Raw genomic sequence first — 20154 nt, 5'->3', positions numbered from 1 at the left:
GGGATCATGCGTGCCTGACAACCACAGGTCAAGATCTACTTCGCATCTGGATGATCACTTGCCGTTATCTAGACCGCAGGGCCCATTCCTGTCAGTAACGCCCCACCAGGCACGTTCCAACGCGAAGACAGACGACGCAGCGCGGCTCTGCGATCTACATCACATCATTCGAATTGCTCTTGACGAAAGGGCCGAAATCGATCTCCATACTGCCGGCACCGATGGCTTCAACACCGCCACCCCAGCTCACCCTGGTGATGGTCATCAGGCGGGGCGGCGAACGGTAGTGAGCCGGCGGTAGAGGGTGGCAGTCTCAGGGTGGGGGTCGCCGTCGGCGCTGACCTCGGCGACCGCCTTCAGGCAGGCCTTCCACGCCTCGTGGACCCGGCTCATGTTCCCGGCTTCGTATTCGGCCCGCATCAGGGCCCGCCACAGTTGCTCGGCATAGGGGTCGGAGGCGAGCCCTTGGCGGGCGGCGCGTGCGGAGCGGTCGGGGCGGCCGGCGTCGAGTTCGAGTTCGGCGAGCAGGTCGGCGGCGTCGATGATTTCGGCGCGGATGTTCTCGATCACCGGGGTTTCCAGCCACCAGTGGTAGCAGCCGTCCAGCACGGGTCCTCGGACCAGTGCGAGGGCTTCCCATAGGTCGGTGGTGGAGTTGCGTTTGGCGCCGCGCTCGGCGAGTTCCTGGAAGCGGGTCCAGTCCAGGGTGATGGCGTGGGTTCGGTAGACGTAGGCGGAGTCGCACAGGATGCGCGCTTGGCCGTCGGGGGCCTTGCCGAGCTTGCCGCGAGTGCGGGTGATGAGCTGACGGAGCTGGTCGGAGGGTTTGGGAGTATCGGGGTCGGGGCCCATCATGGCGGCGAGCTGGATGTTGCGTAGTCCGGTCGGCCCGGCCAAGGCCAGGGCGAGTACGAGTTCGGCCATCTTCGGCTGGAGATCGGCGGCGGTGCCGGTGATCTCTAGCGGTCCGAGGATGGATACCTGCACAGCGTTCTGTACTGCATCGTGCTGCGCCTCGGGCTCGGCAGCTTCTGGTTGTGCGGGCTCTTCCCCTGGCTTCTCGTCTTCCTGCTGGTTGCCGATCGGTATCGAGGTCGATGGCGCGGTGGCGCCGCTCGCCGTCGGCAGCCGGCTCTCGCCCGTCAAGGCGTCGTACGGTGGGTCGCCGGTGGCGACGTCACTGGTCTCGGCGGCGACGGTGAACAGTTCCCCGAGCCGCTGGTAGGACTCTGCCGGCATCAGGTGCGGCCGCACGGTCATGCCGGGCGGGGTGAGGTTCAGCAGCGGGCCCTGGTCGTCTTGCGATAGCACGAATCGGGCGGGTGCACTTGCGGCATCTGCGGGCACGAGGGCGGCCAGGCCGCCGGGCAGGGCGGTGACGGTGTCGACCAGCCGGGCCAACTGATCGGGTGACGGGGTGTTCCTGCTGATCAGGACGGTGAGGGTCCAGTCGCCGTCGGGGTCGTGCAGGCGCCGGTCGGCCACGTCGGCCGCCCCGTCGGTGGTGGCGAGCCGTCCACGGAGGTCGCGGGCTCGTTCGGCGAGCAGGCCGAGCGCTTCGGTCAGGTCGGTGCAGGATCGTATGCGTGCTCCGGCCGTCTGGAGTTCGGGGAAGCCGACGGCGAGCACGTCGAACCATGGCCCGTCGCTGGTGATGAGTTCGGTGGCGGCGGTGGTGAGGAAGCGGTCGACCAGGTCGGCGGGGCCGGTTGCGGTGGCGGTCTGCAGGCGTTCGAGGTTCACCAGGAGTGCGTGTCCGTCGTCGAGGTGTCCGGTGGTGAGCAGTGCGGGAAGCACGTCGCGGGAGCTGTCCGCGTGGGGTGCGTCGTTGAGGTCGAGGCACCAGGTCGCCTTCGTGCGGCCCTGAGTGAACGGGGCCGGTGGCGTGCCGGCGGGCTGGGCCAGCAGCAGTTCGACGGTGCCGGCGCTGACGCGTGCGCCGAGCACGTGCGGCAGGTGGCGGCCAGCGGCGGTGATGACGTCGCCGAGCGTGGCCAGGGCCTGGCGGCCGCGTGTGTGAGCGTCCGGTACGGCCAGGCGGCGCAGTTCCTGCTCGGTGGCCAGGGTCTCAGGGTCGACGGGCAGAGCGATGCGGCGGCCGCGGCGCCGTGCTTGGCGTTGGGCGTGGCGGAGGCGAGCGAGGGTGAGCAGGGAACCGACCGCCACTCCCCCGGCGAACGCCGCCACGGGCGCGCTGGGGCCGCTGTCTTCCGCATCGGCGCCGTCGGTCAGCAGGATCGCGGTCGGTTCCGGCGCCGATGCCCGCGCCTGCTGAGGATGCGGCGTGTGCGCGGGCGTGCCAGCGTCTCGTCCGGCTGCCGGCCGCTCCCCGATGTTCGGGGACTCGCGCACTGCTGGAGGCCGGGGCGAGGAGGGGGCACCGTCGTGCGGGCGGGAGAACTCCGGGGCGTCGCTCGGGTGGCCGGGGTGGTGATCCGAGACCGGGTGTTGTGACTGGTCGAGGTCGGTCGCGGCTGCGGGCATGCGCAGCACCCAGCCGGGACGGATCACATCGGGCTGGGTGAAGCGGGCACCGCCAGTCATTACACGGCCCATGTTGAGGTCGGCGATTTCGGTGTAGCGGTCGCCGACGCCGAGGTGGCGTTCAGCGATGGTCCACAGGCAGTCGCCGCGGCGCACTTGATAGGCCGCGTGCGTGAGCCGCAGCACCCGAGCGTGTGCCTGCCCGGACGAAGCGTGCGCCCCAGTTGTGGTGGGCTGTCCGACCGTCGACGACGTGTCAGCGCCGGCGAGGCGTAGGGGATCATGCCCGGCGTGGGGTGAAGCGGTGGTGGTGTCGGCCAGCGCCGCGGGGGCGACGGCGACCACGGCGGCGGGCGGAACGGCGGCCATGACGAACGCGGCCGGGGAGCCGGCGGCGAGCGCGACCGAAGAGATGAGCTGGGCCGACAGCCATTGGGCGGCGCCGAGCCCGGGCAGGTGCGGGGTGGCGCGGCCGCGGATCCGGGAGGCGAGCTCGACCAGGGTGCTGGTCACGAAGCTCGCCCACGCCGCCCAGCTGACCGCCTTAACGACGGCGAGGAAGAGGGTGCCGTCGTCGCGGTGAGTCAGCACGTGGCCGATCTCACCCAGGCTGGAAAGGTGGGCGGGCAGGGGCGATCCGGCCAGTGCGTACAGCGCGAGCGGCACGCCGGCGATGAGCGCGGTCAAGACGGCCGCGGCCAGCAGCGCCCGTAGCCCGTCCAGCAGGCGGAACCTGGTCATCGGAGTTCTCCCTCTACGCCGGGGACGAGGCGGGCAGTGGCCGTCCCGGTCACCGCGATGTCGTCGATGCCGATCAGGGCCAGGAACAGGGTGGGTTCGCTCACCCGTACGCGGACCTGGATGGCGTGAGCGCCGGCCGGTGCGGCGGTCCCGGTGTGGCCGGTGGTGGCGAGGTAGGAGCGCGCGGCGCGGAGGGCGGCGGCCTGGTCGACGATGTAGCGGCCGTCGGTGTAGGCGGCGCGCCGGTCGACGTATCCGGCGCCGGCTCGGGCTGCTTCTTCCGCGATGTTGTAGGCCTCGCGGCCGGCGCGGAGCTTGGCGGTGCCGTCCCACAGGAAAGCGGCGAGCAGCAGCATCAGCGGGAAGACCGCTACGGCGGTGAACAGGGTGACCGACCCGCGGTCGCGTGCCCTGGTCATGCCGCCTCCGCTGCCGCATGCTCGTGGTGGGCTGTTTGCCTGGGCGAGGCGCTGGTGGGCGGAGGAACGGTGGCTCGGTAGTCGTCAGCGTCCACGCCGCCCCTGGCTACACCCCAGCCGCCGGCCACCCCGACCTCGTCACGTCGGACGCGCATCGTGTTCGTTGCGTCCGGCATGCTGGCTCCATGACGCGCTGGTTCCGCGCCTATTGGGATGACGAGGGCGTGTGGTTCTATTTCGAGGTCGATGCCGACGGCTGGGTGAGCCGCCAGGTCGAGTTCCGCGGACCGGACGGCATACCCATCGCTGCTGCGTCCCTGACGGAATGGCAGCAGGCTCAGGCAGCGGGGCAGCTCGGCCAGTACGAGGCGACCTACGGCCTGACCGCCGAGAGCCCTGTGCAGGAGTGGGACGAATACGAGCCCATCGCCCTGACCGCGGCCGAGTTCGAGCACGTGTGGAACCGGGCCCGCCAGTACCTCCGCAGCGATCGTTGAGCTGCCGCACTCCGGCAGGCGGCTCGTTCCGGTCCGCCAGCCCATGCCGTCACGCATGGCCGCCTCCCGTCTCGGCACGCTCGGCATCGGCTGAGGAGCCGTCAGGAGCCGCGAACCCCAGAGCTCTCCCCCGGTAGGGGTCGATGGGCGAGGCGAACGACGCGCGGACCGTCTTGTCGCCGGGGAGCCCGGGCAGCAGGTCGCCGAGCCGGAGGGTGCAGGTCACGCGGGCGACGACCTGGGCAGGGGTACCGACTTGGCGGGAGAATCCGCTGGTGTCCACCGCGAGCGAGGGTCCGCAGCGCAGGCCCTCGCGGTGCAGCGCGGCGGCGGCGCTGGTCGTGGCGGCGCGCCGGGCCTGGGCGGGGTCGCGGGCGATGGAGGCTTGCCGGGCGGCGTCGCGGGCGGCCGATTCGACCGTGCTGTAGGCGGTGGCGATACGTCCGGTGAGGACGACCAGGGCGATGAGCGCGAGCAGCGCGGGGGCGAGGACCACCAGCTCCAGCGTCGCGCTCCCTCGCTCGCCGTCCCGCGGCGCACTTGGGCGGTTCATGGGCGGTCCGCGGGGATGAAGCGTTCGACCGGGGCGCGGGAGACCTCCGAAACCGTCCACTGGCCGACAGGCAGGAAGGACGGCGCCCGGCCGGTGACCATCACTTCGACGGTGCCGGTGTCGCCGCCCGCCCGGGCGGTGGGGTGAGTGAGGAAGGCGCCGCCGACGCGGGTGGCGAAGCGCAGCGCGGCGGCCGGTCCGGCGGAGCGGGATGCGCCGTGGGCGCGGGCCGCCCGGACGCCTTCCTGGGCTGCGGCGTGTGCGGTGGCGTGGGCCTGGTAGACGAAGACGGCCTGGACGGCCGCTGCCACGATCAGGAGCAGCAGCGGGAACAGGATGACCATCTCCAGGGTGGCCGCTCCGCGGTCGCGCATCACCCGGCGCCGCGGGACGCGGCGGGAACGGCGCGAGCCGGCGGCGTGAGGAGCGGTCATGGGATCTTGGCGAGCCATTCGGTGACCTTGTCCTTCATCACGGCCGCGGCGGCGATGGCGATGCCGATGATCAGGGTGGTGAGGACGACCCATTCCAGGGTGCTGGCGCCGCGGTCCTCGCGCAGGCGCTGCAGGGCGGCCTGCGCGCGCAGTAGCAGGAGGGTCAGCCGCGGGGACATGACGGTGGGAAGGCGCATCGTTCTCCTTGCGAGGGGGTCAGCCGGCGATGGCCAGCCGGTAGATCTGGGGGAAGGTCAGCAGCAGCAGGAAGGCCGCGCCGAGCAGGGCGATGGGGATGACCATGGCGGTGGTGCGGCCGTTGGCTTCGGCTTTGGCGGCGGTCAGGGCCTGGCCGCGCATGGAGGCGGCCTTGCTGATGAGGGTGTCCAGGACGCGGGCGCCTTCTTGCCCGGCGAGGGCGGCGATGTCGGCCAGGTCGGTGAGTTCGGTGATGCCGACCTGCCGGCCCAGCCGGGCCAGTCCTTCCCAGGCGGGTCGCTGGTTGCGGCGGGCCTGCTCGAGTACGGCGGTGATGCGGGCGAAGGCCCAGCCGTCGCTGACCGAGGCGGCCTTTTCCAGGGCGTCGACGGGTCCGGCGCCGGCGCTACGTTCCAGGGCCACCAGGTCGAGGTAGCCGGTGATGGCGTGCCGGAAGTCGGCACGCCGGCGGGCGGCCTCGCACCGCACGGTCAGGTCGGGGGCGAAGAACAGCACCACCCCGGCGAGCAGGGACGCACCGGCGGGCAGCGCCACCCCGGGCGTGCCGCCCATCACGGTCATCAGCGCGGACACGGCGGCCGGGAGCAGCAGGCCGAGCACGGCCAGGCCGAGCTTGGTGGCCAGGAAGCGTTCGACCGGGCGGCCGAGCAGGGCCAGGTCGCGGTGCGGGCACGGCAGCGACCCCAGGTGGGTGGCCATGAGGCGGCCGAGCCGCTGGGCCAGGTCGCCGCTGGTGTCGGGGGGGACGTAGCCGGCGCGCAGGCGGGCGACCGCGTCTTCCAGCCGGGGCGGTGCCGGGCGCAGCTCGCGCACCAGGAGGAACAGTCCGAACCCGGTCAGGGCCCCAGCAAGCAGGAACAGGTTCATCGCGGCCCTCCAGTGAGGAAGCGGCCGGGTGGGCGGGCGGTGCCCAGGCGGTGCAGCCACCACAGGCCGACCGTGTAGCAGGCGACGACGACCGCGAGGGCGACCTGCCCGGCGGTGGTGCCGAACGGGGCGACGTAGTCCCGGTTGAGGGCGGCGAAGCCGCTGTAGCCGAACAGGAAGGCCATGATCCAGCGGACGGTGGCGCGGTGGCGGGCGCGTTCGGCTTCGACCTCCCGCCGGGCGGCGACGTTGGCCGCGACCATGCCCGCCAAATTGGTGAGGACTTGCCGTACGCCGGTGCCGCGGCGGGAGGCGGCGCGAATCAGCGCGGCGGCGATCAGGTCCGCCACCGGGTCGTCGAGGGCGTCGGCGAAGGCGCGCAGCGCCTGCTCGGTGTCCACCCGGGCGGCGAGTTTGCGCCCGAGGTCGCGCACTTCGGCGGCGATCGCCTCGGGCGGGTGCTGGACGCTGCGGGCCAGGGCGTCCTCCAGGCCGGAGGCGGCACTCAGCAGGTCGGAAAGGCGGCGAGTCCACTGTTCCAGCCCTTCCAGGCGGGCGATGCGCGAGCGGGCGCCGCGGCCTCCGGCAAGGCACGGCACGGCGAAGCAGGCGCCGATGGCGGCGAGGCCGGCGACGGGCCAGCCGGTCAGCCAGAACACCGCGAGGCCGAGTAGGACCGCGGCCCCGGCCTGCCGGCGCACCGCTGGATCCCCGGCCGCGCGAATCAGGGTGGCCAGGTGGCCGTCCGGCCGGCGCGGTGCCGGGGCCCGCCCGCGCACGGCGAGCACGAGGCAGACGATCCCGGCCGCAACCAGCCCGCTGGCCAGCGGCGCCAGCAGCGACCCGGTCATGACGCCCTCCACAGCACGGCGGGGTCGAACCCGGCGGCGACCAGGTCGTCCAGGCACTGGGGCGAGGTCGCCGGGGCGGCCCGCCCGTCGAGGCCGGGGCGGTAGATGTGGTTGCGGGCGGGCATCGGGGTGTCGGCGGGCGGCAGCACCTCCAGCACCTCGGTCACATAGCGCCGATTGGTGCGCACGTCGCGCCGCAGGTGGACGACGAAGTCGACGGCCATGCCGACCAGGCCGTGGATGTCTTCGCTGTCCAGGGTGAGGCCGCCGGAGCGGCACAGCATGAGCAGGCGGGGGAAGACCTCCTCGGCGGAGTTGGCGTGGATGGTGCACAGCGAGCCTTCCTGGCCCGAGTTCATGGCCTGCAACATCGACCACGCCTCATCGGCGCGGACCTCGCCGACGATGATCCGCACCGGATTCATCCGCAGCGAATGTTTGATCGCCGCATCCAGAGTGATCGCGCCGTGGCCCTCGCTGTTGGCCTGGCGCGACTCGAAGGCCACCACGTCGCGGTGCCGGTGCGGCAGCTGGTCCAGGTAGAGCTCATACTCGCTCTCCAAGGTGGCGATCCGCTCATCCGCGTCGATCTCGGCGGCCAGCGCCCGCAGCATCGTCGTCTTCCCGGCGTTCACCCCGCCGGTGACCAGGATGTCCTTACGCGCCCGCACCGCCGCGGCGAGAAACGACGCCAACCCGGCCTCGAGCGTGCCGAGCTCGACCAGGTCGGCCAGGGTGACGTCGACGTGCCGGTGGCAGCGGATCGACACGTGCGGGCGCCGCGTGATCGCCATGACCGCCGACAGCCGCACCCGCTCCTTTAAAGCGGCGTTCAACATCGGGATGACGGTGGAGAACTCCCGGGAGGTCTGACCGCCGTGAACGCCCCACATCCGGATTCGCTGGATGAGCTCTTCGTCACTGCCGGCGACCGCCGGCCCGCGCACCTTCCGCCCGTCGGCGTAGGTGACCCAGACCTCGCGGCAACCGTTGATATCGATGTTCTGCACCGCCGGATCGGCGATCAGCGGCTGCAGCGCCCCCAGCCCGTAGCGCTCGTCCTCGACCGCGCGCACCAGCCGGGCGTGCGTCCCGGGTGCGATGACCACGCCGTCGGTGAGCCGCTCGCGGGCCCAGGCGGCGGTCGCGGCGTCGATGAGCTGGACGGCCTCCTCCCGGGTGGCCGCCCCTTCCAGGGCGTCGGCCACGCGGGCGCTGATGTCGCCGACCGCCGCACGGAACGCCACGTCGTCGAGGCCGTCGCCGGCGGGGGCGAGGATGCCGGGGATCGGCGGCAGGCTCCCCGGCCCGGCCGGCCGGGCAGCGGGGGCGGCGGGAACGTCCTCGACCAGCCACAGCGGGTGCTCGCTCATCGCCGCCCTCCCTCGAAGTCGGCACCGGCGGCAGGGCCGGGGTGAAGGTCGGGGCCGGCGCCGAAGGAGGCAGGCGGCACCACCCCGACCGGTGCGGCCAGTTCGTCCTCGCGTGCGGCGTCGAGACGCTCGCGCAGTTCGGCCCCGAGGTTGCCCACCGTCCGCAGGAGGGAGGACATCTGCAACCGGCCGGCCCACCTTGTGCGGCCCGCGGCACCGTCGGACAGGATGTGCGCGGCCTTGGGCAGCATCGGGACCGTGCCCAGCACGGGCGTCCCGCCGAGCGTGCGGCTGATCTCCGGGGCAGGGTAGGGTCCTTCGCCGATCAGGAGCAGGAGGAGGGGCGTGCCGGCGAGGGCGCCGCGGCTGAGCGCCTCGATCCGCGGCCCGGCCATCGCGACGAACCGCACCGTCGGCCGCAGCACGAGCACCACGGCGTCGGCCGCGGTGAGGATCGCGTACGGCACGCTCTCCACCCCGAGCGCGCCGACATCGGCGATGACGTCCCGCCCGGCGGTTGTGAGGACCTGGGCGATCTGCGGCCAGGAGCCCTTGATCTGCAGGGCTTGGCGCGGGTCGGCCACCCCGGGCAGCAGCAGCCTCCGCCGGGCGTCCCCGTCCAGCGCGACGGCCTCCTCGGCCAGCTGCGCCCGCGCCGCCTCCAGGTCGCGCGCCGCCGTCATGGCCACCTCGGCCACCCCGGTCCGGTACGGCTGCCGCCCGGCGAAGTAGCCCGGCAGCACGCCGCCACCGGAGGGGTCGCACTCGGCGAGCAGCACCGGGTCGGGCCAGGTGAACGCGGCGGCCAGGCACACCGTGGTGACCCCGGGCGCCCCACCGGGAGAGGCGACCGCGATCAACGTCATCCGCCCACCCCCAAGCAGAACGACAGCGGCACGGCGGACAGCACAGCCGCGGCGGCCCGCCCGCGCGAGCTCGGCCGACAGCGGCTCGACCAGCACATGACGAAACCTCGCCCGGTCACGGGACGTCCCTCCGGGAGGTGAGAATCAACGCGATATGCCCGCCCATGGCCTCACGCGCGATGAAGCCGCCCGCCCCGGGGCCCACCAGCAGGTCCACGACCCGCACCCCGTCGGGGTCGGCCTCCCCCACCCGGTCGACCACGGCGGGCAGGTCCTTCGCCGCAGCCCTGGTCTCCTGGCCGGGGTCGGTCAGCTCGGCCGCGACCAGGACACGGTCGCCGGCACGAAGCCCCCGGGCCGGAAGCTGACCCGGCTTGAGCGCGAGCGGCACCAGCTGCTGGCCGGGCCCGGGCGTCATCGCGTCCGTTGTCTGGGGCTCCGCCAGGAGTGTGCCCGCCACAAGGTCCACGGCCGCGACCCGGCCGACCGTCGATGCCAGCCGCCCCGCCGGGACGGTGGCGATCCGGGGGTCCGCCGAGATCTGCACCGAGGCCAGATCGTCGCCGGTGATCACCTGCCCTATGGGGACGTCCCGGGCGACCATCAGCACCGGGCTGCGCCGGTCGAGCTCGGTGTAGGCGTACTGCCCGGCCAGCACGCCCGCCCCGATGAAGACCACGACGAGCAGGAACATCGGCGACCGGTGCCGCCGCGGCAGGGGAAGTGGCGTGACCGTATCGCGCGTACGCGTGCGCACCATCGGAAGGGAACTCCTCAAGAAGTCAGTCGGTGACCAGGGCCTGCGCTTCGGCCACGGACAGGGCGTAGGAGGTGGACCGGCTGATCGGGGCCAACGGGCCTCCCGCTCCCCCAGACCCCCGCCAACTCGCGCCCCACACAACCGTCACCGACACCTGGTAGGCGTCACGCGGCTGACCGGCCGACGACCGCTCATACAGATAGGTGCAGCCGCTCTCCTGCTCCTGCGGCGAGCGAGCCGGGTCGTACGGCGTGCCCGGGCCGTCGCACACCACATCGGGTAGGCCCGCGCCCGGCGAGATGACGAGCCGCCGCGGGGACGCCGTCACCTCGGCCCACACGTCCCCGACCTGCACCCGCTTGGACTTGACCGTCCACTGCCCTGCGCCGTCCAGCCAGAACCACTGCCGGATGCCGACCAACCCGGGGCGGCCGCGCGGCGGCGCGGTCCTCACCTGCGGCAGCGGCAGAACGAGCTCCTTCACGGCCTGCCCCACCAGCATCTGCGGGGTCACCTCCGCACCGCCGCCCGGCCGGATCAGCCCACAGTAGAAGTCGTCGCTGGCCTGGGGGAAACCGTCGACCGTCGGCGCGCATTCGGGATCGACTTCCGTTTTCGCCGTTTTCGGCTTCGGCGCTGAGACCGGCCGGGTGTGGGCCGGGCGATGCGAGGTCTTCTCGGCCCAGATCGACCAGCCAAGGGGGCTGCGGCTGGCTCCGTTCCCGTTTCCGGGATCCCCAGCGGCTGGGGTGGCGGACGCTGCGATCAATGCGGCGGCAAGAAGTGCGGTCACCGCGTGCACTTCGATCCCAGCGCCTTCTTCTGAACGATGCGCCAGCGCCCGTCGGCACCCCTGCGCATCATGGCCTCGACAGAGAAGTGCGAAGTGCTGAGCGTGCCCGGAATGAGCTTGTGGGTGCGTGAATCGGCCTCGCCAGAGCGGGAGGCGTCCATGCAGTCGATGACGGTGGCTCTGTCGCCCTTCACCGCGACCTTCTGGACGTGCACGACAACCTCCCCCCATCCCTCTCGATGCATGGCCTGGTAGCGCGCAATGCCCTTGAGTTCGCCCTCAACCTGGTCATCGGTCTCGTACTGGCTGAGCAGTCGCCGCGCCTCCTCGCGCGGCAGGGTGACAGCGCGCGTGCTCGCCGGCCAGTAGGCGGTGTAGGCCTCAACGACGGCATCCTCCACGGTGGTCGGCCGCGCGGACGGCACCGCCAGCGGAGGGCTCCCGGTCGGCGACGCGGCAGGCGTGGCCGTACGGCCGCCTTCCTGCGAGGCGGTACACCCCGAGACGGCGACCAAGAGGGCGAGGAATCCTGTACGCCACGTCAGGCAAAACACTTCAACACTCTCCGTAGTCAAATAATCGCGCGCTGTAGGGTAAAGGGATAGGCGGATTTAGATCAAGGGCAAATTACGGTTGGCGACCCAGCTTCAACTCGGCACTTCCCGCGCAGGCGCGAGAGCCGAGCGCACTGGCGAACAACAGGTTGCAGCGTCACGAGGCCCCGTTGTTCACGCCGTGACATCTTCGCGAGAGAACGCGCGAACCTGCGCCGATTACCTATGGCCTTTCCGCAAGGGTTTCGGTCGCGCCAATTCGCCAAGGCGCGGCTGCCTTCGAAAGCCTCTGTCGTCGCGATCGCGCGGACCCGATCTTCCCCTCGATCTGTGATGAGCGCAAGGAAAGCAAGCAGCTTGCGCGCGTCGACTCCTTGGTGAGGGCTTCCGCCGCAGGTCACACAATGATCGCGAGCGCCTCGGGCCGGGATCGGTCGAAGGAGATAGACCAGATCTGGAAGCTCGGCTCTCGCCGACGCAACTGAGCCGGGAAGACATCGGGTCGCGTCGGTTACCTACGGCCTTCCAGGAGATTTTTGGGCATGCCCTTTGTCAGGACGCGTCCGGCCTCGGTAGAAGAGCCGGAAGGCACGAGGTCGCTGTCTCAATCAGGGAGCGCCAGTGAGTTACTCGCTCGCGCCCATCCGGGCCGAGTATTCCAGCAGGTACAGATCCGCCGGCAGCACGATGTCGGCCGTCTCGACCGCCCGACCACGCGACTCATAGACCCGCTCGATCGTCAGCATGACGGAGCCCTGCGGGTGCGCGAGCTTCGCGCACTCCTCGGCAGTCCCCAGTCGCGCTCCGACGGTCTCTCTCCAGTCGTCGATGGGATGGCCGATAACGAGCATCCGCTCGGCCACGCCTCGCCCCGCGTGCGGGCCCTCCTCCGGCATGACGACCGGCGTGCCCCGGGTGATATCGAGCGGCTCCCAGCTCGTGGACAGCATGACCGGCTGCCCGTCCGCGGAGAAGACGTAGTCCGTACGGAGCACATCGGGCACGTCCCCGGCCGGTTGGCCCAGCCCCAGCCGCTCCCTGATAGGCGCGGGCGCCTGCGCGGTGCGGGATGTATAGTCCCATGCGGCCCGGCGGCCCTGGGCCTCCATCTCGGCGGCAAAGGGACTGCCGGAGCGGTTGCCTCGGTACCAGGCCCGGACGAGACGTTGGAGCTGCGGCTTGCGGCGCACATAGGTACCGGAACCGGACCGCGATACGGCGAGCCCTTCGGCGACCAATACACCGATTGCGTCAGCGGCAGTGCTGCGCGAGGTCCCTTTCGTTCTGGCGAGCTCGGGGATGGACGGCAGCTTGTCACCCTCGTTGAACTCGCCGGACATAATGCGGCTTTTGAGTTCATCTGCAATACGCAGGTAGAGGTGCCTCTCGCCGTAATCCACATGGATAGCTTGACTGGCTGCCCATGAAGCTTGCAAGCTTAACGAGAAGCAATCAAACCTTCTCGGTAAGCTTAAGAGTGGCCCCCTGATGTATAAACAGTCGCTTCCCCCAATCGCCGAGGCAGCCGACAGGGCGCGGTCGTGGGCACGCAGAACGGCGAGCAGGCATCACCCGGAACTCGCTGCTCGGTGCGAGCGCGTGGTGTCCCGGCTCGTCGCGAACGCGGTGCCCCGCACACCCGAGGACGGGGTGATCGCGGTCACGATCACTCCGGCTGCCGACCGCCTCCGGGTAGAAGTGCACGACCCGGGCGAACCTGTGAGAGGCGACGAGAAGGACGAATGGTCAGAGGTGTCGGAGCTCACGCCGTGGTACGGCGGCAGCCGTACTCGGAACGGGCACGTGACGTGGGCTGAGCTAAGAGGACCGGCGCCGTGATAGCTCCGATCCCCACGCTCCACGCCGGGTAGCTCGACGCACCTCGGTCGCAGAGAGCCTGTCGTGCAAGTCAGCGCCTGCTGACTGAACAGGCGCATTAGAGCTGCCCCGCTGGTCGAGTTGTCACGACTGGCGGGGCTCGGGCGGCCCCACACCTGAGGGGGTCATGGGGCCGCCCGCCCTATCCGCCCGCCGAAAAAGCGAGCCCGCCGCGGCGACGCAACCGCCGGACGGGCTCTTGAGATCAGGAATCGAGGTCCTGACCCGTGAACCACGATCGCACAAGTTGCCCCCGTCACGATTCCGATGACGATTCGTCGTTTCGCCGGCTCGTCGACGCGTACCACGACGACTGGGTAGTCCGACGCCAACCATGGCTGTCGGCGACCAGGCGACGTCAACTCCCCTACGGTCTGCTCAGGAATAGCGACCTGGCCATGACGATCGAGGCGTCCGATCTCGCTGACCTTGCGCGGCAGCTCGAAGAGCAGACCCGGCTCGCGAGCGACCATGTGGGAAAGGAATGATCCCCCCGCCGTACCACAGCATCCACGTCCCCGACCCGCAGCCCGATGCCGAGCAGTTGCAGTGGCTCGCGCCGCAGCGCCGCTGCACGCAAGTCAGGGTGCAGCGGCACACCTGCGAGTGCCAGCCCCGGATATACGAGCTGTGCCAGGCCGGAGGGCTGGTCTTTGTCCGGCGGACCGACCGGAATCAGGCAGGGGTGGAGGTGGCGGAAACAGAGTGGCTTGTGACCGCCCGGGCGCAGGAGCTTTGGCAGAAGATCATCACCGGCCGGAGCATGTGAACTGAGAAGGGTGCCGGGCTGGCGTCACAAGCGATGCAATCCGGCCGACGCAGCGTCAGGGGCATGGTTAGTGAGGTTCGAGACCACGGACGCCCCGATGCTGCGGCGCTGCTGGACGCGGCCGCCCGAGAAGCGTCCCTGCTGCGCAGCGGCCAGGACTGGGCGAGGTTTCTCGACCTGGCCGCTAAGCATCGCGGGTACGGCTTCGCCGCTCTCCTGCTCATCCGCGCGTCCCGGCCGGACGCCAGGATGCTGGCCGACTACGACTCCTGGCGGCGGGTGGGCCGACAGGTGGTCAAGGGCGAGCGCGGGATCCGCATTGTCCAGTCGAACGACAGGCGGCCGACGACCGTGTTCGACATCGGCCAGACTACGGCGATCCCGTCCGCCGAGCACCCGGCAGCAGGTGCGGCGCCGCTCGAGCCCGAAAAGGCTCTGGCCGCGCTCTCGGACTTCGCGGGGCGGCTGAGTTTCCCCGTCGTGCGGTCGCCGTGCGACGGGGTCGCTGTGACCGTGCTGAGCAACGAACACGGACGCCGTTTCATCCGCGTCGCCGACCATTTGGACGACAGCGCCGCCGTCGCCGCGGTGGCCCACGAGCTGGCGCACATCCTGCTGAAACATCCGGCAGAAGCCCCTGCTGTCACCTCACCAGCCTGCCGGGGCATCGCGAAGCTTCAAGCGGACTCGGTCGCGTACATCGTCCTGCGGCGACTCGGCATGGACGCCAGCCCGATCGGCTTTCCGAGCGTGTCCAGTTGGGCGGGGGCCGACCCCCGGGTTCCCCGCTTCGGCACCATGATTGCGGTCGGCGACCGCATCCTTCTGACCGCGTCGCTTGTCACCACACACCTGGACACCGCCTCGTGGACCGCGGTGCCCGCCGTACATAAGGGCCGGACGAAGGGCGTACGCCGAGCGGAGCCGGATACTGCCCAGGCCCCCGAGGCGACGTCTTCGGCGGCGCGGGTGCGTGCGGTTCACCGTGAGGCCGAGCAGTTCTTCGCGGCCCAACTGAAGGGTGGCTGGGCCCTGCCGTACCTCGGCAAGCGCGGCATCGACGCGGAGACGGCGCGGGCGTGGCGGATCGGATACGCGCCGAGCGGACGGAAAGGGCTGGTCGCATACCTCCGCAGACGAGGGTACGAGGACGCGGCGCTCGAAGCTTCCGGCCTGGCCAGACGGCGCGGCGGACGCCTGGTCGACGCCCTCCAGGACCGAATCGTGCTGACCCTGCGCACGGCGGAGGGCGGCGTCGCCGGCTTCATCGGCCGCCGCTCTCCAAAGGGTCACGGACCGAAGTACCTCGCCAGCCGCGGCTCCGCGAAGGGCGATGTGCTGTACGGCCTGGCAGAGAACCGCCAAGCCCTCGCCGCCGGCGCCCGCCCTGTCATCGTCGAGGGCCCGTTCGACGCCATCGCGGTCACCCTCGGCGGGCGCGGGCGCTATGTGGGCGTGGCGACCTGCGGGACCGTCCTCTCCCCCACGCAGGTCGACGCCCTCGGGCAGGTCTGCGACTTGGGCGTGACCGGGGCCGTGATCACGTTCGACGGCGACTCGGCGGGGATGCGGGGCGCCGTCAAGGCGTTCCAACTGCTGCAAGGCGCGGAAGCTGTACGCCTCCCCGAGGGGAGGGACCCTTCGGCGATCCTGGCGCAGGACGGCCCCGCCGCACTGCACCGCCTGCTGGACCGCAGCCGGGTGCCGCTCGCCGACATCGTGGTCGACGCCGAGCTCGCGCGGTTCCCGCGCATGCAGTTCGCCGAAGACCGAATGCGTGCCCTGCAAGCCGTCGCACCGATCGTCGCCGGCCTGCCGTCAGGACAGGTCGCCCGCCAGGTCGTTCGTACGGCCACGCGTCTGGGCCTGGAGGCCACGACTGTCAACGAGGTTGTGGTGAACGCCGTCGAGCAGGCGCGCCTGCAGCCGGGACTCGAGGCCCGAAGCCTAAACCCGGTCGCGGTAGCGGGCCTTGATGTTCGAGAGGAGGTTTCAAGACTGAAGCCCCAGGCAGCGGTCAGCGACCCACCATTCCCGAAACACCGGACTCCGTATTCGCCTCGCCGGGGGACCTGACCAACGGCAAAGCCAGATAGCCGTCCCCGCAGGCGCGGGGGAGGGTGACGGTCAGAGGGGGCTGCGGCTTTGCCTCAAGGAGGGACCACCCCAGCGGGCGCGGGAGCCACGGCGACCCGACGAGGGGGTCGTGGCCCTGCCCGACTTCTAGGGCTATCCCCGCCGGCGCGAGGGCGACGTTCGTCAACGACCTGACGGCCGACGAGGCCGTGGACCATCCCCGCGGGCGCGGGGGCGACGTCCTGACCGTGGCCAACTCGTGGGGGTCGAACTTCGGAGACGCCGGCTACTTCCGGCTGCACCTGCGCGCGTACACCTACATGTCCGGCTGCGACCTCAATCAGCTGGTCGTCTGAGGCTCGCTCTCGTCTTCTAATTGGCAGGATGTCGCGCGCTGCCCCCGGGGCGCGACGGTGCGGGTTCGAGCCCCGCCGAGAGCAACCCACCTGAACGCCCGCCCCCTTCCCCGGGACGGGCGCTCTTCGCCGTTCCTATGACGCTCATCCTGACCTGCGTCTTTGGTGATCGGCAGGCTTGAAGCTGGCCAACGGTATAGCCTCGGGCGCCGTGAACAATCTCCGTAGTCTGGGACTCACCCGGCACGAGGGGGAACTGCTTGCCTACCTCGTGCTCGACTGGCTCTACGACTACAACACAGCGAATCCTGGGCTGGGGCCGCGCCTGCAGGAACTCGCCGAGTTCGCGAACCGAGACGGAGACGTGCCGGCGTTGCGCACCCATGCGGGAACGATCCACAAGATCCTCGCAGAGCAGCATCTCATCCGGGTGAGCGGTGGCATGGGCGGACCGTGGGTGTACGGCCTCGCCCTGCTGCCCATCGGGCGCCTCGAAGCAGAGCGCATCCGACAGCAGCGCTCGGACAAGGGAGCCAGGAAGATCGCCTGCCGCCACGCCATTCTGCTGTGGCTCGGAGAGCAGGATGTGGTCGCGCCGGACGAGCACATCAGCCTGAGCGGCATCTTCTCCCACCCCTTGGGCTACTACTACGGGGCCCCCTTCACGAATGTCGACATCGAGCGGGCCGCCAGCTGGCTCGTGGAAAACCTCCTGATCGAGTGCGAAAGCGACTTCGACGGCGTGGACGCGCGTCTCACGAGCAGGGGCAGCGACTGCGTGGAGATCTACAAAGGTGACATCAGCGCCTACCTGGGGAGCAGGACTATGACGAGCGGGCCCACCATCAACGTGCACGGCAACAACAGCGGGAACATCGGCCAGGCGACGCACGGGAACGTCACGCAGTACCAGCAGGGTATCGACGTGGAGGCCGTCCTGAAGGCGATCGGTGCCGTACGCGAGACGCTCCCGGCCCTGCAGCTCGGCGACGAGGATAACGCTGAACTCACCCGCACGATGGACGAGCTCGACGAGAAGGGGAAGGCTGGCACCCTCACCGAGGACCAGAAAAACAGCCTCCTCCAGCGGGTGCGCGACATCCTGAAGAAGTCCGCCGCCAGCGTCGCCGGCTTCCTCCTGGACGCGATCAACAACCTGATGAGCTAGGACACCAGTCTGGTTGTCGTGCCGCGGTCTACGCTCAGCGCGGGTCCTGCTCGGTCCCGCTGCCGTCCGGCTGCTCGCGCGCCGGGGGCCGGACGGCGCAACCTCCGGCGCGAAGTAGCGTTCCCGCCGCTGTCCGCCGACGGTCATCGCCACCAGCTCGCATACCTGGTCATCGGCTCGCATCTTCATGCCCGCAATGGTGACGCCCGGCCGTGGCCCTCACCGCCCGGTCACAGCAAAGCGCCTCCCGACCGTCACGGGTCGGGAGGCGCTTGCGTCTATGACGGGCGTCTACCCCTCGATGTCGCAGGTGCCGCCAAGCAGGGCATTCGTTGCCGACGCTGCGCTCTCCGGATTCTCGCCGGCGTGGCCCTCAACCCGGAGGCTCTCGCCAGTCAGGGCCTGCGCTGCGAGCTCGGCCGCGTTCCACTTCTCTACCGTGGAGAACACGAACGGGTAGAGGTATACGCGGGCCTGGTCCTGCTGCACGAAGAGGCAGGCCCCTCCGGGGAAGGGCGTGTCCCGAGGGATGTCCTCGTCGTTCTCCCGCACGAGGAACCCGGCCTTCGTGAGAGCGGCCTCGGCCCGCTCCCTAACCTGTGAGGCGTCCACGTTGACGCTCCTATCACTGTTGTTGCTGATGCAGGTGGGACGCTCGGGGCCCTCCGGGGGTTCCCCGGCCGTGTGCGTAGGATCGCCCCGTACGACGAACCACCCGGAGGACTGATGGCCGACTACAAGTTCGAGCCCGACTTGATCGACGCCTAGCGCGCTTAGGACGAGGCTGACGCCAAGGTGCAAGAGCTTCTCTACGGCGACCGCGAAGCACTAGCGGCGGCCCGGGAGAAACGGCTGCAGGCTGTGGAGGCCCTCCACCGGCACACCTTCTGGAAGGACGTGGGCAACCGCCACGAGGCGGACGTGGCACTCAAGCAGGCCGCGCGGTCCACGCCGCCGGCAGGGTGACGCTGGTCCACGTGTCCAGCCCGCTGAGCATGTGGACGAGCGCTCTCTCGGGAAGGATGTCGAGCGCGTTCAGCCGCGCCGCGCGGGCAGGGCGACCACCTCGACCAGGTCCGCCATATCCACCAGCTGGGCGACCTCGGCTCCCGTGGTGGCAGCACGGCATTCCGTGCACTGCTGGAGTCGGCCCCGCGCCCGCGCGGGGATGCTCCGCCGGATATGAAGTCTCTGGTGTGGCTCGCGATGTCGGCCCTGCGCCCGCGGGGATGCTCCCCTGCGCACGTCGGACAGCACGCTGTCCCGCGTGCCGACCTCGCGCCCGCGGGGATGCTCCCGTCGAGGACCTGGATCTCGACCTGCGGGAGATGTCGGCCCTTCACCAAGTCGACGCATCCGTGCTGATCAGGAGCGCCTCGTCCTTCAGGTAGCTCGGCATCAGAGGGGTAACCGTCAGCTTACGGCCCCTTTCTCGAGCATTCCGGCCGCACCTGTACGGGGAATAGAGCCGTGGCTGCGCGCGATCACTGTGCCACACCGCGACAATGCGACCGACAGCTCCACCATCAGCCATTCTGGAAGCCGTCGTGAGCCGAGTCCGCTCACCTGTAGCAGCCGCGTGAGAGGGAGTCCCGCACATCACCCGACCCCAACCCGCCGCGCCCGAACATGGCGCTCCGAACCGGCCAGCTGAAACACGCCTCCGGACGCCCCGCGAACCAGCCCAGGTAGCACCCCGACCGGGGGCGCCACCGCCAGCGTCGGGCGGGTGCGACCCTGCGCGGACCCCAGCACTTGCATGGAGTGGGGTGGTCTCGGGGTGGGGAGTTTGCGTCTCACCCCCCATTCGTGGGGAGGACGTGCACAACAACTGGGACCAGGGCGCGCCGTAGGCTCACCTCCACGTGCATGGGGAGGACGCCTGCGGGCCACTGAGGCATGATGGAACTCCCGGCTCACCCCCACCCCCACATGCGTGGGGAGCACTCCGACATGGACGCCTCTGTGAGGCCCCGTACGGCTCACCCTCACGTGCGTGGGGAGGACGGCTGTGGTTTCTGCCCTAAGTGCGGACAGACCGACTCACCCCCACGTGCGTGGGGAGGACGTCCCTGAACGCGCTGATGCGGTCGGAGATGGCGACTCACCCCACGTGCGTGGGGAGGACGCGTCGTGTGCGTTCGGCGCCAGGTGCGCGTACGACTCACCCCCACGTGCGTGGGGAGGACCTCATGCCCGGAGCCACCAGCAGCCTCGACGCCGACTCACCCCCACGTGCGTGGGGAGGACATGTAATGACCGGTTTCTGGAAGACCTCTGTTCGACTCACCCCCACGTGCGTGGGGAGGACATCTCCTCCATGGCGCGGGTGTGGATCTGGTCCGACTCACCCCCACGTGCGTGGGGAGGACCCACGCGGGAGTCACGCGCGTGACCCGCTGACCGACTCACCCCCACGTGCGTGGGGAGGACACGTTGAACGTCGTTTCGCCGCCGTTGGCGATCGACTCACCCCCACGTGCGTGGGGAGGACAC

Annotated in this window: 20 protein-coding genes, 1 tRNA gene and 1 CRISPR repeat array; of the genes, 7 read left to right on the top strand and 14 right to left on the bottom strand. The window is 70.5% G+C overall.

The window, feature by feature from the left end:
- Positions 1–264 precede the first annotated feature (264 nt).
- Both AAH991_RS38610 and AAH991_RS38605 read right to left on the bottom strand, forming a co-directional pair.
- On the bottom strand, positions 265–3225 hold the full coding sequence (locus AAH991_RS38610; RefSeq protein ID WP_346230915.1) for an AfsR/SARP family transcriptional regulator: 2961 nt from the start codon (positions 3223–3225) through the stop codon (positions 265–267).
- Positions 3222–3644: a pilus assembly protein TadG-related protein gene (locus AAH991_RS38605; protein ID WP_346230914.1), complete on the bottom strand. Its 423-nt coding sequence runs from the start codon at positions 3642–3644 to the stop codon at positions 3222–3224. Before AAH991_RS38605 ends, AAH991_RS38610 begins: the two co-directional genes overlap by 4 nt.
- Before the next feature lie 185 nt (positions 3645–3829).
- On the opposite strand from AAH991_RS38605, the gene AAH991_RS38600 reads away from it, so the two are divergent.
- Complete coding sequence (locus AAH991_RS38600; protein ID WP_346230913.1) at positions 3830–4141, top strand: hypothetical protein; 312 nt, start codon at positions 3830–3832, stop codon at positions 4139–4141.
- Between the two features lie 49 nt (positions 4142–4190).
- Here the strand turns inward: AAH991_RS38600 and AAH991_RS38595 are convergent, their stop codons facing one another.
- From AAH991_RS38595 to AAH991_RS38545, 11 genes are all read right to left on the bottom strand, one after another.
- The gene (locus AAH991_RS38595) at positions 4191–4694 is read right to left on the bottom strand and encodes a TadE/TadG family type IV pilus assembly protein (RefSeq protein WP_346230912.1); all 504 of its coding nucleotides are present in this window, start codon (positions 4692–4694) and stop codon (positions 4191–4193) included.
- Positions 4691–5128, bottom strand: coding sequence for a TadE/TadG family type IV pilus assembly protein (locus AAH991_RS38590; protein WP_346230911.1), 438 nt, complete (start codon positions 5126–5128; stop codon positions 4691–4693). The genes AAH991_RS38595 and AAH991_RS38590 overlap by 4 nt, the downstream gene beginning before the upstream one ends.
- Complete coding sequence (locus AAH991_RS38585; RefSeq protein WP_346230910.1) at positions 5125–5325, bottom strand: hypothetical protein; 201 nt, start codon at positions 5323–5325, stop codon at positions 5125–5127. The genes AAH991_RS38590 and AAH991_RS38585 overlap by 4 nt, the downstream gene beginning before the upstream one ends.
- A gap of 19 nt (positions 5326–5344) precedes the next feature.
- Positions 5345–6214 carry a type II secretion system F family protein gene (locus tag AAH991_RS38580; protein ID WP_346230909.1) on the bottom strand — a complete coding sequence of 290 codons (870 nt, stop codon included), beginning with the start codon at positions 6212–6214 and terminating at the stop codon, positions 5345–5347.
- Positions 6211–7065 carry a type II secretion system F family protein gene (locus tag AAH991_RS38575; RefSeq protein ID WP_346230908.1) on the bottom strand — a complete coding sequence of 285 codons (855 nt, stop codon included), beginning with the start codon at positions 7063–7065 and terminating at the stop codon, positions 6211–6213. Before AAH991_RS38575 ends, AAH991_RS38580 begins: the two co-directional genes overlap by 4 nt.
- Positions 7062–8438 (bottom strand): TadA family conjugal transfer-associated ATPase, encoded by a 1377-nt coding sequence (locus tag AAH991_RS38570; protein WP_346230907.1) that lies wholly within the window; start codon positions 8436–8438, stop codon positions 7062–7064. Before AAH991_RS38570 ends, AAH991_RS38575 begins: the two co-directional genes overlap by 4 nt.
- Positions 8435–9304 (bottom strand): CpaE/TadZ family protein, encoded by an 870-nt coding sequence (locus AAH991_RS38565; protein WP_346230906.1) that lies wholly within the window; start codon positions 9302–9304, stop codon positions 8435–8437. The genes AAH991_RS38570 and AAH991_RS38565 overlap by 4 nt, the downstream gene beginning before the upstream one ends.
- 115 nt (positions 9305–9419) lie before the next feature.
- Positions 9420–10064 carry an SAF domain-containing protein gene (locus AAH991_RS38560; RefSeq protein WP_346230905.1) on the bottom strand — a complete coding sequence of 215 codons (645 nt, stop codon included), beginning with the start codon at positions 10062–10064 and terminating at the stop codon, positions 9420–9422.
- Positions 10065–10086: 22 nt separating this feature from the next.
- The gene (locus AAH991_RS38555; RefSeq protein WP_346230904.1) at positions 10087–10578 is read right to left on the bottom strand and encodes a hypothetical protein; all 492 of its coding nucleotides are present in this window, start codon (positions 10576–10578) and stop codon (positions 10087–10089) included.
- Between the two features lie 275 nt (positions 10579–10853).
- Positions 10854–11372 (bottom strand): hypothetical protein, encoded by a 519-nt coding sequence (locus AAH991_RS38550; protein WP_346230903.1) that lies wholly within the window; start codon positions 11370–11372, stop codon positions 10854–10856.
- A 665-nt stretch (positions 11373–12037) separates the two neighbouring features.
- Positions 12038–12811, bottom strand: a complete 774-nt coding sequence (locus tag AAH991_RS38545) for a GntR family transcriptional regulator (RefSeq protein ID WP_346230902.1) — start codon at positions 12809–12811, stop codon at positions 12038–12040.
- A gap of 962 nt (positions 12812–13773) precedes the next feature.
- Between AAH991_RS38545 and AAH991_RS38540 the strand changes: the two genes are divergently transcribed.
- The 5 genes from AAH991_RS38540 (at position 13774) to AAH991_RS38520 (ending at position 17658) form a co-directional block, all read left to right on the top strand.
- Complete coding sequence (locus AAH991_RS38540; protein WP_346230901.1) at positions 13774–14058, top strand: hypothetical protein; 285 nt, start codon at positions 13774–13776, stop codon at positions 14056–14058.
- Between the two features lie 63 nt (positions 14059–14121).
- Entirely contained in the window at positions 14122–16134 is a 2013-nt protein-coding gene (locus AAH991_RS38535) for a toprim domain-containing protein (RefSeq protein ID WP_346230900.1), read from the top strand.
- 209 nt (positions 16135–16343) lie between these two features.
- Positions 16344–16490, top strand: a complete 147-nt coding sequence (locus AAH991_RS38530) for a C1 family peptidase (protein WP_346230899.1) — start codon at positions 16344–16346, stop codon at positions 16488–16490.
- 5 nt (positions 16491–16495) lie between these two features.
- A tRNA-Arg gene (locus AAH991_RS38525) sits at positions 16496–16574 on the top strand.
- A gap of 127 nt (positions 16575–16701) precedes the next feature.
- Positions 16702–17658: a hypothetical protein gene (locus AAH991_RS38520; RefSeq protein WP_346230898.1), complete on the top strand. Its 957-nt coding sequence runs from the start codon at positions 16702–16704 to the stop codon at positions 17656–17658.
- Positions 17659–17949: 291 nt separating this feature from the next.
- Here AAH991_RS38520 and AAH991_RS38515 read toward each other — a convergent pair whose 3' ends face one another.
- Entirely contained in the window at positions 17950–18270 is a 321-nt protein-coding gene (locus AAH991_RS38515) for a hypothetical protein (protein WP_346230897.1), read from the bottom strand.
- A gap of 183 nt (positions 18271–18453) precedes the next feature.
- Between AAH991_RS38515 and AAH991_RS38510 the strand changes: the two genes are divergently transcribed.
- Positions 18454–18624, top strand: coding sequence for a DUF8825 domain-containing protein (locus AAH991_RS38510; protein ID WP_346230896.1), 171 nt, complete (start codon positions 18454–18456; stop codon positions 18622–18624).
- 1193 nt (positions 18625–19817) lie between these two features.
- Positions 19818–20152: a CRISPR direct-repeat array (repeat unit 29 nt; unit sequence CGACTCACCCCCACGTGCGTGGGGAGGAC).
- Positions 20153–20154: the final 2 nt, after the last annotated feature.

It is taken from the genome of Microbispora sp. ZYX-F-249, assembly GCF_039649665.1.
GTDB lineage: Bacteria > Actinomycetota > Actinomycetes > Streptosporangiales > Streptosporangiaceae > Microbispora > Microbispora maris.
Note: the sequence above shows the minus strand (reverse complement) of the source record. Positions and strands in the feature narration are given on the sequence as shown.

What these genes read in the sequence shown, in the direction of transcription:
- AAH991_RS38600 (WP_346230913.1), top strand. Translation starts at nt 3,830, where the DNA reads ATGACGCGCTGGTTCCGCGCCTATTGGGATGACGAGGGCGTGTGGTTC.
- AAH991_RS38610 (WP_346230915.1), bottom strand. Translation starts at nt 3,225, where the DNA reads ATGACCAGGTTCCGCCTGCTGGACGGGCTACGGGCGCTGCTGGCCGCG.
- AAH991_RS38560 (WP_346230905.1), bottom strand. Translation starts at nt 10,064, where the DNA reads ATGGTGCGCACGCGTACGCGCGATACGGTCACGCCACTTCCCCTGCCG.
- AAH991_RS38590 (WP_346230911.1), bottom strand. Translation starts at nt 5,128, where the DNA reads ATGACCGCTCCTCACGCCGCCGGCTCGCGCCGTTCCCGCCGCGTCCCG.
- AAH991_RS38540 (WP_346230901.1), top strand. Translation starts at nt 13,774, where the DNA reads ATGATCCCCCCGCCGTACCACAGCATCCACGTCCCCGACCCGCAGCCC.
- AAH991_RS38570 (WP_346230907.1), bottom strand. Translation starts at nt 8,438, where the DNA reads ATGAGCGAGCACCCGCTGTGGCTGGTCGAGGACGTTCCCGCCGCCCCC.
- AAH991_RS38535 (WP_346230900.1), top strand. Translation starts at nt 14,122, where the DNA reads ATGGTTAGTGAGGTTCGAGACCACGGACGCCCCGATGCTGCGGCGCTG.
- AAH991_RS38585 (WP_346230910.1), bottom strand. Translation starts at nt 5,325, where the DNA reads ATGCGCCTTCCCACCGTCATGTCCCCGCGGCTGACCCTCCTGCTACTG.
- AAH991_RS38595 (WP_346230912.1), bottom strand. Translation starts at nt 4,694, where the DNA reads ATGAACCGCCCAAGTGCGCCGCGGGACGGCGAGCGAGGGAGCGCGACG.
- AAH991_RS38605 (WP_346230914.1), bottom strand. Translation starts at nt 3,644, where the DNA reads ATGACCAGGGCACGCGACCGCGGGTCGGTCACCCTGTTCACCGCCGTA.
- AAH991_RS38565 (WP_346230906.1), bottom strand. Translation starts at nt 9,304, where the DNA reads ATGACGTTGATCGCGGTCGCCTCTCCCGGTGGGGCGCCCGGGGTCACC.
- AAH991_RS38580 (WP_346230909.1), bottom strand. Translation starts at nt 6,214, where the DNA reads ATGAACCTGTTCCTGCTTGCTGGGGCCCTGACCGGGTTCGGACTGTTC.
- AAH991_RS38575 (WP_346230908.1), bottom strand. Translation starts at nt 7,065, where the DNA reads ATGACCGGGTCGCTGCTGGCGCCGCTGGCCAGCGGGCTGGTTGCGGCC.